Origin of the sequence: Pseudomonas sp. FW300-N2F2 (assembly GCF_017351655.1) — a bacterium.
GTDB lineage: Bacteria > Pseudomonadota > Gammaproteobacteria > Pseudomonadales > Pseudomonadaceae > Aquipseudomonas > Aquipseudomonas fluorescens_AA.
Genome location: NZ_JACNDQ010000003.1, coordinates 903,978 through 917,132 on the forward strand (window position 1 = coordinate 903,978; position 13,155 = coordinate 917,132).

Consider the following 13,155-nt stretch of genomic DNA (forward strand, 5'->3'; position numbering starts at 1 on the left):
TGTACCTGCATAATTGCCGCCAGCTTATCCGCTGCCTGTAGTAGATGCGTTATGGCGGCTGTGTGCGGGCAGGCCTCGGTCTGGCCGAGTACCTATTCTCGGATTTCTCACCCCTGCACATAGCTGCCACCACTTTGCCGAGTGAGAAACGGCAAGTGATGGTCCTCATCACTAAATAGGTACAAATCAATGGATAAGTCACTCCCCGACCCACCCTTCAACAAAACCAATCCCCTTTCCGGCTTCGACGCCATCGAAGACCTCCTAAAAGACCGCGCCGCCGCCGAGCGCGCCCTCGATCATTACCTGAATCCAAAAAAAACAGAGCCAAGCACCGATCAGCGCATCGATAGCCTGTTTTCAGTCACCGCCAAAGCCGACACCGATACGCTGCTCACCAGCACCTCGGAAACCCTGGCCTCGATAAAAGCCATGGCCGAAGACCTGGCTTTCGAAGTGGAGGGCACGCGTCGGAGCGTGGCGTTGGGGATTCATCAGTTGGTGGAGCTGTGCCAGTTGCTGGTGGACAAGGCGTTGGATCAGGTCGAGGCACCGGCCAGTTCGGCCTGCCCGCCCACTTGAGGTCGGGCACCGTCCTGTGGCGAGGGAGCTTGCTCCCGCTGCGCAGCAGACCCAAACCTGACACCTCGGTGCGTCAGACAGATTGAGTCGCTGCTGTTGGGGCCGCTTCGCGGCCCAGCGGGAGCAAGCTCCCTCGCCACAGGGTCGCGGTGAGGTATTCCCACGCGGGAGCGTGGGAACGATCAGGCGGGTTACTGCATCAACACCTCAACCACCCCATCCGCCGTCATGATCACTTTACTGGTACCCGCTTCCACGTCAGGCGTCACGGATTCAGCATCCATGGAACCACTTTTCATCATCATCGTTGGCGCGCGCATGAAGGGTTGTGGATAACCGTTGGTATTGAAGTTCAGGTTGACGATTTTGTAACCCTTGCCGCCCAGGGCTTCGGTGGCCAGTTGAGCGCGGGCCTTGAAGGCGTTGACGGCGTCTTTGAGCAGGGCGTCTTCGCTGCTCTGGCGGGTGGCGGTGGCGATGGCGAAGTCCATGCCGCCCATCTTCATGTCGCCCAGCAGCTCGCCGGTGAGTTTGGACAGGGCGGCGAAGTTGGCGCTTTCCAGGCGCAGTTCGGCGCGCTCGCGCCAGCCGGTGATTTTCTGGCCCTTGTTGTCGTAGATCGGGTAGCTGTTGCGGCTGCCCTGGCGCAGGGTGATGTCCTTGACCTCTTTGGCCTGGCCGATGGCTTTGTTCACCGTGGTGCTGACAGTGGCGGCGAGTTTGGCCGGATCGGTGTTCTGTTCTTCGGTGTAGAGGGTGACGATCATCAGGTCGCGGGCCACTTCCTGGCTGACTTCGGCGCGCAGGGAAATCTGGTTGTAGTGAAGCTCGTCGGCGGCCAGGGCCGGCAGGCTGGCGACGGTGCCGAGGCTGAAGGCGAGCAGGGCGACGTGGCGACTGAACGTGTGCATGAAAGCTCCTTGGGATGAGGCGCAGGGGTGAGGTCCGGGCCTGCGTGAAGGATAAGACTCTAGCTTTTATGGGTGGGTTCGCACAGTTACAACTTCTATACAGATACCTGAAGCCAATGAAGATCTCCTGTGGCATTTGGGGCTGTGGCGCTTTGCCGCATATCTGCCGCTGCAACCCCCGCCTTGGTTATACTCCGTGCGATCCGCCTGGAGCGCTCATCAGGAGAGCTCATGCTCGCCCCTTTGCAAATGACTTCCGCTTCCCGCCAGAACCTCTGGCGCCTGACGTTTATCCGTATTCTGGTCCTGGCGGCCCAGGCCGGCTCCGTGGGGCTCGCCTATTGGTTCGACCTGCTGCCGCTGCCCTGGCTGCAGCTGGCGATCACCCTGGTCTGTTCCAGCGTGCTGTGCGCGCTGACGGCGATTCGCCTGCGTGCCTCGTGGCCGGTGACCGAGCTGGAATATGCCGTGCAGCTGGCCGGCGACTTGTTTATCCACAGCGCGTTGCTGTATTTCTCCGGCGGCTCCACCAACCCCTTCGTCTCTTATTACCTGGTGCCGCTGACCATCGCCGCGGTGACGTTGCCGTGGCGGTTTTCGCTGATCCTTTCCGGCATCGCCCTGGCGCTGTACACCTTGCTGCTGGCGCGGTTCTACCCGCTGGAAACCTTTCCCATCGCCCGGGAGAACCTGCAGATCTACGGCATGTGGCTGAGTTTCGCCCTGGCGGCGGCGGTCATCACGTTTTTTGCCGCGCGCATGGCTGAGGAGCTGCGCCGCCAGGAAGAGCTGCGGGCCATCCGTCGTGAAGAGGGCCTGCGGGACGAGCAATTGCTGGCCGTGGCAACCCAGGCTGCCGGTGCCGCCCATGAATTGGGTACACCGCTGGCGACCATGAGCGTGCTGCTCAAGGAAATGCGCCAGGACCATCACGACCCGGCGCTGCAGGACGATCTCAGCGTGCTCCAGGACCAGGTCAAGCTCTGCAAGGAAACCCTGCAATACCTGGTGCGTGCCGCCGAGGCCAATCGCCGGTTGGACATCGACATGCAGGCGGTCACCTTCTGGCTCGACGATGCGCTGAACCGCTGGCACCTGATGCGCCCGGAAGCCAGTTATCGCTTCCAGTGCCTGGGCAAGGGCGTGGTGCCGCGCATGGCGCCGCCGCCAGACCTGACCCAGGCGCTGTTGAACCTGCTGAACAATGCCGCCGATGCCTGTCCCGACAACCTGGAAGTGGCGTTGGACTGGAACGCTTATGAACTGACCATCTGCATTCGCGACCACGGTGCCGGTGTGCCGCTGGCGATTGCCGAGCAGATCGGCAAGCCGTTCTACACCACCAAGGGCAAAGGTTTCGGCCTGGGCCTGTTCTTGAGCAAAGCCAGCGTGACACGCGCCGGCGGCTCGGTGAAACTCTACCCCCATGAGGAAGGCGGCACGCTCACCGAGCTGCGCCTGCCCCATGCCGACCGAGGAGACGAAACATGAGTGACGAGATCCAAGTCGACGGCGAAGAACTGCCGCACCTGTTGCTGGTGGATGACGACGCCACCTTCACCCGCGTCATGGCCCGGGCCATGTCCCGTCGCGGCTTTCGCGTCAGCACCGCCGGTTCCGCCGAGGAAGGCCTGACCATCGCCCAGGCCGACCTGCCGGACTACGCCGCCCTGGACCTGAAAATGGACGGCGATTCCGGCCTGGTGTTGTTGCCCAAGTTGCTGGAGCTGGACCCGGAGATGCGCGTGGTGATCCTCACCGGTTATTCGAGCATCGCCACCGCGGTCGAAGCCATCAAGCGCGGCGCCTGCAATTACCTGTGCAAACCGGCGGATGCCGATGACGTATTGGCGGCGCTGTTGTCCGAGCACGCCGACCTCGACACCCTGGTGCCGGAAAACCCCATGTCGGTGGATCGCCTGCAATGGGAGCACATCCAGCGGGTGCTGACCGAGCACGAGGGCAATATCTCCGCCACGGCCCGCGCCCTGGGCATGCACCGGCGGACCTTGCAGCGCAAATTGCAAAAGCGTCCCGTGCGTCGCTGAACCTGCGCTGAACAGGTGTTGTCCACCCTCGCGACACATCGGGCCGTTGCTTTATGATCGGCCCCAGCGTCATGTATCACAAATACTGTTCCTTTTTGACGGCGTCTGTTGCCGTCATGCTGCGTTGCCGCTCCTCGCCATAGCGGGCTATGACTCGTCGCGGCGCCTTGCCTGACGACAACAGCCACTCGTCAAAAAGAAACGTATTTGCGAAACATGACACTAGTTCTTTTCTTTATCGAGCCTTAACCATGAATCAGAACGCTGAATATTCCGCGGTCAATGACGCGGTGCGCGGGCAGTTTTTCCGCCGTGTCTGGCAAATGACCACGCCGTACTGGCGCAGTGAGGAGAAGGGCAAGGCCTGGACGCTGTTGATCGCCGTCATCGCGCTGTCGCTGTTCAGCGTGGCGATCTCGGTGTGGATCAACAGTTGGTACAAGGATTTCTACAACGCCCTGCAAGAGAAGGACAGCGCAGCGTTCTGGCAGTTGATCCTGTATTTCTGCGGCATCGCGGCGGTGGCGATCCTCGGCGCCGTCTATCGCTTGTACCTCACGCAGATGCTTACCATTCGTTGGCGGGCCTGGCTCACCGAGCAGCATTTCGCCCGTTGGCTGGGCAACAAGAATTACTACCGGCTGGAGCAGGGCGGCTATACCGACAACCCGGACCAGCGGATCTCCGAAGACCTCAACAGTTTCACCACCAATACCCTGGGCCTGGGGCTGGGATTGCTGCGCACCGTGGTCAGCCTGGTGTCGTTCTCGATCATCTTGTGGGGCGTGTCCGGCAGCATCGAAGTGTTCGGCTACACCATCCCCGGCTACATGTTCTGGTGCGCCCTGGTGTATGCGGCGGTGGGCAGTTGGTTGACGCACCTGATCGGCCGACGCCTGATCGGGCTGAACAACAATCAGCAACGCTTCGAAGCCGACCTGCGTTTCTCCATGGTCCGGGTGCGTGAAAACGCCGAAAGCATTGCGCTGTACAACGGCGAACCGAACGAGAACCGCCGCCTGAGCGGGCGCTTCGGCCTGGTCTGGCATAACTTCTGGGACATCATGCGGGTGTCCAAGCGCCTGACGTTCTTCACCTCCGGCTACGGCCAGATCGCGATCATCTTCCCGTTCATCGTTGCTGCGCCGCGCTACTTCGCCGGCAAGATCCAGCTGGGCGAACTCATGCAGATCAACTCGGCCTTCGGCAATGTGCAGGAGAACTTCAGCTGGTTCATCAGCGCCTACGCCGACCTTGCCGCGTGGCGCGCCACCTGTGATCGTCTGTTGAGCTTCCGCCAGGCCATGAGTGACAACGAAGACCGCGTGCCAGCCATCGATGTGCAGAACCAGGGTAGCGCGTTGACGGTTCACAACCTCGGGTTGGATCTGGCCGACGGTCGTCATCTGCTCGACAACGCCGATATGAACGTGGCGCCGGGTGAGCGGGTCATGCTCAGCGGTCGTTCCGGCAGTGGCAAGTCGACCCTGTTTCGCGCGATGGGACATTTGTGGCCCGCAGGGCACGGAACGATCCGGCTTCCGGCGGCGCGTTACCTGTTCCTGCCGCAAAAGCCCTATCTGCCCATTGGCAGCCTGCGGGAAGTGTTGAGTTATCCACAGGCCGGCGATGTCTATCCCAACGAACGTTATGCACAGGTGCTGGAAACCTGCCGCCTGCCGCACCTGATCCCGCGGCTGGATGAAAGCAACCACTGGCAGCGCATGCTCTCGCCTGGCGAGCAACAACGCCTGGCCTTTGCCCGCGCATTGCTTTATGCACCGCAATGGTTGTACATGGACGAAGCCACGTCGGCGATGGACGAAGAAGACGAGGCGACGCTGTACCAGGCGCTGATCGACCAGTTGCCGGGCCTGAGCATCGTCAGCGTCGGCCACCGAAGCAGTTTGAAACGTTTCCATCCGCGACATGTGCGTATCGAAAATGGCCAACTGGTGGAGCGCACCGTGACAGCATAAACACCCAAAACCTGTGGGAGCGAGCTTGCTCGCGATAGCGGTGTATCAGTTGATGTTTATGTGGCTGACCCTCCGCCATCGCGAGCAAGCTCGCTCCCACAAGGGTTTGTGGTGAATCGGATGTTCATGTCCACAACCGATCCAATGTCGGAGCGAGCTTGCTCGCGATGAAGGCGACTCGGCGTCAGCACCCGACTCGCCACTGCACCCACGGTGATCGTACAACCACGTTGCGCTATGATGTTGTCATTCAACCGCTTGCCGAGACACAGACACAATGGAAAACCCGATCGACGTACCCCGCCTTCCCCGCAAGCGCCGCAGCCTGGCGCAGGAGCTGGTGACGGTGCTGACCGAGCAGATTCGCGACGGCTTGCTCAAGCGTGGCGATAAATTGCCCACCGAGTCGGCGATCATGGAAGCCCATGGTGTCAGCCGCACGGTGGTGCGCGAGGCGATTTCCCGGTTGCAGGCCGCCGGCCAGGTGGAAACCCGCCATGGCATCGGCACCTTCGTGCTGGACACGCCCAGCCCGAGCGGTTTTCGCATCGACCCGGCCACGGTGGTCACTTTGCGGGACGTACTGGCGATCCTGGAGTTGCGCATCAGCCTGGAAGTGGAGTCCGCCGGGCTCGCGGCGCAGCGCCGCAGTGACGAGCAACTGGCGACGATGCGCGCCGCCCTCGACGCCTTGAAGGAAAGTGCCGCCCACGCCAGCGACGCAGTGGCCTCGGACTTCGCCTTCCATCTGGAAATCGCCCTGTCCACCGGCAACCGCTACTTCACCGACATCATGACCCACCTGGGCACCAGCATCATCCCGCGTACCCGGCTGAACTCGGCGCGCCTGGCCCACGACGACCACCAGCACTACATGGATCGCCTGAGCCGCGAGCATGAGGAAATCTACGAAGCCATCGCCCGCCAGGACTCCGACGCGGCCCGTGCGGCCATGCGCCTGCATCTGACCAACAGCCGCGAGCGCTTGCGCCAGGCCCATGAAGAGGCCCAGGCCCAGGGTTGATCTGACCAGTCGAGCCACCGCTATCGCGAGCAGGCTCGCTCCCACAGTGATTTCTTGTGATCACTGGATTAAAGTCCGCCACAAAATCCCCCTGTGGAAGCGAGCTTGCTCGCGATGGCGGAGGGTCAGCTTATAGATAGGCTGGATGTAGCTGCCTATTCGCGAGCAAGCTCGCTCCCACAATTGATCTCCTGTGGTCTCTGGATTCAGGTCCGCCACAATCCCCCTGTGGGAGCGAGCTTGCTCGCGATGGCGGTGGGTCAGCTTATAGATAGGCTGGATGTAGCGGCCTATTCGCGAGCAAGCTCGCTCCCACAATTGATCTCCTGTGGTCTCTGGATTCAGGTCCGCCACAATCCCCCTGTGGGAGCGAGCCTGCTCGCGATGGCGTCGGGTCAACCGCCGCCGTGCCTGGGCGCCTAGGGCTCGATCTTCAACTTCACCGACGGATCGGAATACAAGTCATACCCCGATTCATTGGCAAACCGGTAGCGCAGTTCAACCTGTCGGCCCAGGTACTTTTGCAGTTCTGCCTTGGGCACGGTGACTTTCAGCCCCGTCAGTTTCACCATGCCGTCGTTGGCATCGTCCCAGGTGCCGGCCGCCACCTGCTGGCCGGACCAGTCGGGATGATCCTTGTTGGCGCCGAGAATCGGGTAGACCGACCAATCGGCGGAGATTTCATTCGAGTCAGGAATCTGGACTTCCAGATTGGCCCCCAGCTTCGAAAGGTTGATTGTGACCTTCTCGGCGGGTTTGTTGCCTGAGAACTGGGTGAGGATGGGCAGTGCAAAGTTCGCCATGGTGTCTCTCCCTGTGAGGCGACCGTGCGCATACGGTGACTCACTGTTAGATAGCAAGCCAGAAAACACTGGCCGGGCGGTCGCACGGCCACTGCTGCGTTATGCCTGCAACACACCGTCACGCCTACTGGCAGAGTCGACAGTGCTGACGAACGGTCCGTCGGCCTTTTTTACCCTTCGATGACGAAATGCAGTTGACGCAGATTATTTAAGTTGTACGATGACCTACAACTTCTGGCCGAAGCTTAACCATCTCACACAATCATTTGCGTCCCAGGGTGTTCGAATAATGAATCCACAAGAACTGAAGTCCATCCTCTCGTCTGGCCTGCTGTCGTTCCCGGTCACCGATTTCACTGCCCAAGGCGATTTCAATCGCGACAGCTACATCAAGCGCCTCGAGTGGCTGGCCCCGTATGGCGCCTCTGCATTGTTCGCAGCGGGCGGCACCGGTGAATTCTTCTCCCTGGCCGCCAGCGAGTATTCGCAGGTCATCAAGACCGCCGTCGATACCTGCGCCACCAGCGTGCCAATCCTTGCCGGTGTTGGCGGTGCCACCCGCCAGGCCATCGAATACGCTCAAGAAGCCGAGCGCCTGGGTGCCAAAGGCCTGCTGCTGCTGCCGCACTACCTGACCGAAGCCAGCCAGGACGGCGTTGCCGCCCACGTTGAAGCCGTGTGCAAATCGGTAAAAATCGGCGTGGTGGTGTACAACCGCAACGTCTGCCGCCTGAACGCCACCCAGCTGGAACAACTGGCCGAGCGCTGCCCGAACCTGATCGGCTACAAGGATGGCCTGGGCGATATCGAACTGATGGTGTCGATCCGTCGTCGCCTCGGCGATCGTTTCAGCTACCTGGGCGGCCTGCCGACCGCTGAAGTCTACGCCGCGGCCTACAAGGCCCTGGGCGTGCCGGTCTACTCCTCGGCGGTGTTCAACTTCATCCCGAAAACCGCGATGGACTTCTACCACGCCATTGCCCGCGACGATCACGAGACCGTCGGCAAGATCATCGACGACTTCTTCCTGCCATACCTGGACATCCGCAACCGCAAGGCCGGTTACGCGGTGAGCATCGTCAAGGCCGGCGCGAAAATCGTTGGCTACGACGCAGGTCCTGTGCGCACGCCGCTGACCGATCTGCTGCCAGAAGAATACGAAGCCCTGGCCGCGCTGATCGACAAGCAAGGCAAGCAATAACAGACCCGACAAGGCCGCTGAGTAATCAGCGGCTTTTTGCGTAAGGCTTGATCGTTCCCACGCGCTGCGGGGGAACGCCTCAAGACCAGACAGGCTTTTTGTTAGGAGGAGCATCCGTGGCAGATTCAAAGCGTTTCGATAACTACATCAACGGTCAGTGGGTGGCCGGTGCCGACTATTGCACCAACATCAACCCGTCTGACTTGTCCGATGTCATCGGTGAATACGCCAAGGCTGACGCAGCGCAAGTCAATGCCGCCATCGAAGCCGCCCGCGCCGCCTTCCCGGCCTGGTCGACCTCGGGCATCCAGGCCCGTCACGATGCGCTGGACAAAGTCGGCAGCGAGATCCTCGCCCGCCGCGAAGAACTCGGCCAACTGCTGGCCCGGGAAGAGGGCAAGACCCTGCCTGAAGCCATCGGCGAAGTGACCCGCGCCGGCAACATCTTCAAATTCTTCGCCGGTGAATGCCTGCGCCTGTCGGGCGATTACGTGCCGTCAGTGCGCCCAGGCGTCAATGTCGAAGTCACCCGTGAAGCCCTCGGTGTGGTCGGCCTGATCACCCCGTGGAACTTCCCGATCGCCATCCCCGCATGGAAGATCGCCCCAGCCCTGGCCTACGGCAACTGCGTGGTGATCAAGCCCGCTGAGCTGGTGCCGGGCTGTGCCTGGGCCCTGGCCGAGATCATTTCCCGCGCCGGTTTCCCGGCCGGTGCGTTCAACCTGGTGATGGGCAGCGGCCGCGTGGTCGGTGAAGTCCTGGTCAACAGCCCGAAAGTCGACGGCATCAGCTTCACCGGTTCCGTGGGCGTGGGCCGGCAGATCGCGGTCAACTGCGTGTCACGCCAGGCCAAGGTGCAGTTGGAGATGGGCGGCAAGAACCCGCAGATCATCCTCGACGACGCCGACCTCAAGCAAGCCGTCGAACTGGCGGTGCAGAGCGCGTTCTACTCCACCGGCCAACGTTGCACGGCCTCCAGTCGCCTGATCGTCACCGCTGGCATTCACGACAAGTTCGTTGCGGCCATGGCCGAGCGCATGCAATCGATCAAGGTCGGTCATGCGTTGAAGGCCGGCACCGACATCGGCCCGGTGGTTTCCGAAGCCCAGCTCAACCAGGACTTGAAGTACATCGACATCGGCCAGAGCGAAGGCGCGCGGCTGGTGAGCGGTGGTGGTTTGGTGACGTGCGACACCGAAGGTTACTTCCTGGCGCCGACCCTGTTCGCCGACAGCGAAGCCTCGATGCGCATCAGCCGCGAAGAGATCTTCGGCCCGGTGGCCAACGTCGTGCGCGTGGCCGACTACGAGGCGGCGCTGGCGATGGCCAACGACACCGAGTTCGGTCTGTCCGCTGGTATCGCCACCACCTCGCTGAAGTATGCCAACCACTTCAAGCGCCATTCCCAGGCGGGCATGGTGATGGTCAACCTGCCGACCGCCGGCGTGGATTACCACGTGCCGTTCGGCGGGCGCAAAGGTTCGTCCTATGGTTCGCGTGAGCAAGGTCGCTACGCGCAAGAGTTCTACACCGTGGTTAAAACTTCTTACATCGGATCGTAAGTGCGACACCGCCAGGGCGGGTGATCCCGTCCTGGCGTCACAATCTGCTAACCCGCATAAAAATAAATAGTGGGAGTACATCTACATGCAAGCGACCAAGCCGACACACGTCCGCTATTTGATCCTGCTCATGCTGTTCCTGGTGACGACGATCAACTATGCCGACCGTGCCACCATCGCCATCGCAGGCTCCAGCCTGCAAAAAGACCTCGGCATCGATGCCGTCACCCTCGGTTACATCTTCTCCGCTTTCGGCTGGGCCTATGTGGCCGGGCAGATTCCTGGCGGCTGGCTGCTCGACCGTTTCGGGTCGAAAAAAATCTATGCCTTGAGCATTTTCACCTGGTCGCTGTTCACCGTGCTGCAAGGCTATGTGGGTGAATTCGGCATGTCCACGGCCGTGGTTGCGCTGTTCATGCTGCGCTTCCTGGTTGGGCTGGCCGAAGCGCCGTCCTTCCCGGGCAACGCACGGATCGTCGCCGCCTGGTTCCCCACCGCAGAACGCGGCACCGCCTCGGCGATCTTCAACTCGGCGCAGTATTTCGCCACCGTGTTGTTCGCACCGCTGATGGGCTGGATCGTCTACCGTTTCGGCTGGCAGCACGTGTTCATCGTGATGGGCGTGATCGGTATCGTGTTCTCGCTGATCTGGCTGAAAGTGATCTACAGCCCGCGTCAGCACCCGATGATCAACGAGGCCGAGTTCAATCACATTGCCGCCAACGGCGCGATGGTCGACATGGACCAGGACAAGGGCAAGGAAAAGAAAGCCGACGGTCCGAAGTGGGATTACATCCGTCAACTGCTGACCAATCGCATGATGCTCGGCGTTTACCTGGGCCAGTACTGCATCAACGGCATCACGTACTTCTTCCTGACCTGGTTCCCGGTGTACCTGGTGCAGGAACGCGGCATGACCATCCTCAAGGCCGGTTTCATCGCGTCCTTGCCGGCCATCTGTGGTTTCATCGGTGGCGTGCTGGGCGGGGTGATTTCCGACTACCTGCTGCGCAAGGGCCACTCGCTGACCTTCGCCCGCAAAGCGCCGATCATCGCCGGCCTGCTGGTGTCCAGCAGCATCGTGGCGTGCAACTACGTGGACATCGAATGGATGGTGGTGGGCTTCATGGCCCTGGCGTTCTTCGGTAAAGGCGTCGGCGCGCTGGGCTGGGCCGTGGTTTCCGACACGTCGCCAAAACAGATCGCCGGTTTGAGCGGTGGCTTGTTCAACACCTTTGGTAACCTGGCGTCGATCACGACTCCGATCGTCATCGGCTACATCATCAGCGCCACCGGTTCGTTCAAGTGGGCACTGGTGTTCGTGGGTTGCAACGCGCTGGTGGCGGTGTTCAGCTACCTGGTCATCGTTGGACCGATCAAGCGTGTGGTACTCAAGGAACCGACGGCCAAGGATGCCGGCATCTCCAGCCTGTCTGAAGCGAAATCCTGAAGGAGCGGCGTCAATGCAACTGATTGAACATGCCGATTCGCCCCGTTACATCCGCTTGCATGAGCGGGACAACGTGGTGATCGTCGTCAATGACCAGGGCGTACCGGCCGGGACCGAGTTCCCGGACGGCCTGGTTACCGTGGACTTTGTACCCCAGAGCCACAAGGTCACCCTGGAGGATATTCCCGAGGGCGGCGAAGTGATTCGCTACGGCCAGGTCATTGGCTACGCATTGCAACCGATCCCCCGTGGCAGTTGGGTCAAGGAAGACCAGCTGCGCATGCCCACCGCGCCGCCGCTGGACAGCTTGCCGCTGTCCACCGACGTGCCGGCGGCCGATGCGCCGCTGGAGGGCTACACCTTCGAGGGTTATCGCAACGCCGACGGCACCGTCGGCACGCGCAACATCCTGGGCATTACCACCACGGTGCAGTGCGTGACCGGGGTGCTGGACCATGCGGTCAAGCGCATCAAGGATGAGCTGCTGCCCAAGTATCCGAACGTCGATGACGTGGTGGCGCTGACCCACAGCTATGGCTGTGGGGTGGCGATCACCGCCACCGATGCGTACATCCCGATTCGTACCGTGCGCAACCTGGCACGCAACCCGAACCTGGGGGGTGAAGCGCTGGTGATCAGCCTGGGCTGCGAGAAATTGCAGGCCGGGCAGGTGATGCATGAGGGCGACAGTTCGGTGGACCTCAGCGAGCCGTGGTTGTATCGCTTGCAGGATTCCAGTCACGGTTTCACCGAAATGATCGAGCAGATCATGGAATTGGCCGAGACCCGCCTGAAGAAACTCGACCTGCGCCGTCGCGAAACCGTGCCGGCCTCGGAGCTGATCCTGGGCATGCAGTGCGGCGGCAGCGATGCGTTTTCCGGCATCACCGCCAATCCGGCGCTGGGTTATGCCTCGGATCTGTTGCTGCGTGCGGGGGCGACGGTGATGTTTTCCGAAGTCACCGAAGTGCGCGATGCGATCTACCTGCTGACCTCCCGGGCGCAAACCCAGGAAGTCGCCCAGGAGCTGGTGCGGGAAATGGACTGGTACGACCGTTACCTGGCCAAGGGCGAGGCCGATCGCAGTGCCAACACCACGCCGGGCAACAAGAAGGGCGGGCTGTCGAACATTGTCGAAAAATCCCTGGGCTCGATCGTCAAGTCTGGCAGCAGCGCGATCAACGGCGTGCTCGGCCCGGGCGAGCGCTTCAAGCAAAAGGGCCTGATCTTCTGCGCCACACCGGCCAGTGATTTTGTCTGCGGCACTTTGCAACTGGCGGCGGGGATGAACCTGCATGTGTTCACCACCGGCCGGGGTACGCCGTACGGCTTGGCCATGGCCCCAGTGGTGAAGGTCTCGACCCGCACCGAACTGGCCCAGCGCTGGCCGGACCTGATCGACATCGACGCCGGCCGGATCGCCACCGGACGGGCGACCATCGAAGAGTTGGGTTGGGAGCTGTTCCACTACTACCTGGACGTGGCCAGCGGCAAGAAGCAGACCTGGGCCGAGCGGCACAAGCTGTACAACGACATCACCTTGTTCAACCCCGCGCCGATTACCTGATGATTTCGTGATTGTTGGAGACCCGGTG

Annotated in this window: 11 protein-coding genes; 9 read left to right on the forward strand and 2 right to left on the reverse strand. The window is 61.5% G+C overall.

Going from position 1 to position 13,155, the window contains the following annotated elements; all coding sequences use genetic code 11:
* Window positions 1-189 precede the first annotated feature (189 nt).
* A complete protein-coding gene (locus J4E63_RS24615) occupies window positions 190-582 on the forward strand; it encodes a DUF6124 family protein (protein ID WP_207283617.1) in 393 nt (130 codons plus the stop codon).
* A 191-nt stretch (window positions 583-773) separates the two neighbouring features.
* Here J4E63_RS24615 and J4E63_RS24620 read toward each other — a convergent pair whose 3' ends face one another.
* A complete protein-coding gene (locus J4E63_RS24620; protein ID WP_207283618.1) occupies window positions 774-1,493 on the reverse strand; it encodes an SIMPL domain-containing protein in 720 nt (239 codons plus the stop codon).
* A gap of 231 nt (window positions 1,494-1,724) precedes the next feature.
* Between J4E63_RS24620 and J4E63_RS24625 the strand changes: the two genes are divergently transcribed.
* The 4 genes from J4E63_RS24625 to J4E63_RS24640 all read left to right on the forward strand — a co-directional run bounded on the left by J4E63_RS24625 (window position 1,725) and on the right by J4E63_RS24640 (window position 6,544).
* Window positions 1,725-2,984, forward strand: a complete 1,260-nt coding sequence (locus J4E63_RS24625; protein ID WP_060739181.1) for an ATP-binding protein — start codon at window positions 1,725-1,727, stop codon at window positions 2,982-2,984.
* On the forward strand, window positions 2,981-3,541 hold the full coding sequence (locus J4E63_RS24630; RefSeq protein ID WP_003177957.1) for a response regulator transcription factor: 561 nt from the start codon (window positions 2,981-2,983) through the stop codon (window positions 3,539-3,541). The genes J4E63_RS24625 and J4E63_RS24630 overlap by 4 nt, the downstream gene beginning before the upstream one ends.
* A 251-nt stretch (window positions 3,542-3,792) precedes the next feature.
* Entirely contained in the window at window positions 3,793-5,520 is a 1,728-nt protein-coding gene (locus J4E63_RS24635) for an ABC transporter ATP-binding protein/permease (protein WP_207283619.1), read from the forward strand.
* A gap of 277 nt (window positions 5,521-5,797) precedes the next feature.
* Complete coding sequence (locus tag J4E63_RS24640; RefSeq protein WP_072410832.1) at window positions 5,798-6,544, forward strand: FadR/GntR family transcriptional regulator; 747 nt, start codon at window positions 5,798-5,800, stop codon at window positions 6,542-6,544.
* A 419-nt stretch (window positions 6,545-6,963) separates the two neighbouring features.
* Here the strand turns inward: J4E63_RS24640 and J4E63_RS24645 are convergent, their stop codons facing one another.
* Window positions 6,964-7,347 (reverse strand): hypothetical protein, encoded by a 384-nt coding sequence (locus J4E63_RS24645; RefSeq protein ID WP_060739178.1) that lies wholly within the window; start codon window positions 7,345-7,347, stop codon window positions 6,964-6,966.
* Between the two features lie 289 nt (window positions 7,348-7,636).
* On the opposite strand from J4E63_RS24645, the gene kdgD reads away from it, so the two are divergent.
* From kdgD to garD, 4 genes are all read left to right on the forward strand, one after another.
* The gene (kdgD, locus tag J4E63_RS24650; RefSeq protein ID WP_014336610.1) at window positions 7,637-8,548 is read left to right on the forward strand and encodes a 5-dehydro-4-deoxyglucarate dehydratase; all 912 of its coding nucleotides are present in this window, start codon (window positions 7,637-7,639) and stop codon (window positions 8,546-8,548) included.
* A gap of 116 nt (window positions 8,549-8,664) precedes the next feature.
* On the forward strand, window positions 8,665-10,110 hold the full coding sequence (locus tag J4E63_RS24655; protein ID WP_072410836.1) for an aldehyde dehydrogenase family protein: 1,446 nt from the start codon (window positions 8,665-8,667) through the stop codon (window positions 10,108-10,110).
* 85 nt (window positions 10,111-10,195) lie between these two features.
* Complete coding sequence (locus tag J4E63_RS24660; protein ID WP_072341209.1) at window positions 10,196-11,560, forward strand: MFS transporter; 1,365 nt, start codon at window positions 10,196-10,198, stop codon at window positions 11,558-11,560.
* A 13-nt stretch (window positions 11,561-11,573) separates the two neighbouring features.
* Window positions 11,574-13,127, forward strand: a complete 1,554-nt coding sequence (gene garD, locus J4E63_RS24665; protein WP_192261467.1) for a galactarate dehydratase — start codon at window positions 11,574-11,576, stop codon at window positions 13,125-13,127.
* The last annotated feature ends 28 nt before the right edge of the window (window positions 13,128-13,155 follow it).

Bases quoted from the DNA above. Each gene is read 5' to 3' on its own strand.
- J4E63_RS24645 (WP_060739178.1), bottom strand. From the start codon at position 7,347: ATGGCGAACTTTGCACTGCCCATCCTCACCCAGTTCTCAGGCAACAAA.
- J4E63_RS24625 (WP_060739181.1), top strand. From the start codon at position 1,725: ATGCTCGCCCCTTTGCAAATGACTTCCGCTTCCCGCCAGAACCTCTGG.
- J4E63_RS24630 (WP_003177957.1), top strand. From the start codon at position 2,981: ATGAGTGACGAGATCCAAGTCGACGGCGAAGAACTGCCGCACCTGTTG.
- J4E63_RS24615 (WP_207283617.1), top strand. From the start codon at position 190: ATGGATAAGTCACTCCCCGACCCACCCTTCAACAAAACCAATCCCCTT.
- J4E63_RS24635 (WP_207283619.1), top strand. From the start codon at position 3,793: ATGAATCAGAACGCTGAATATTCCGCGGTCAATGACGCGGTGCGCGGG.
- kdgD (WP_014336610.1), top strand. From the start codon at position 7,637: ATGAATCCACAAGAACTGAAGTCCATCCTCTCGTCTGGCCTGCTGTCG.
- J4E63_RS24660 (WP_072341209.1), top strand. From the start codon at position 10,196: ATGCAAGCGACCAAGCCGACACACGTCCGCTATTTGATCCTGCTCATG.
- garD (WP_192261467.1), top strand. From the start codon at position 11,574: ATGCAACTGATTGAACATGCCGATTCGCCCCGTTACATCCGCTTGCAT.
- J4E63_RS24620 (WP_207283618.1), bottom strand. From the start codon at position 1,493: ATGCACACGTTCAGTCGCCACGTCGCCCTGCTCGCCTTCAGCCTCGGC.
- J4E63_RS24640 (WP_072410832.1), top strand. From the start codon at position 5,798: ATGGAAAACCCGATCGACGTACCCCGCCTTCCCCGCAAGCGCCGCAGC.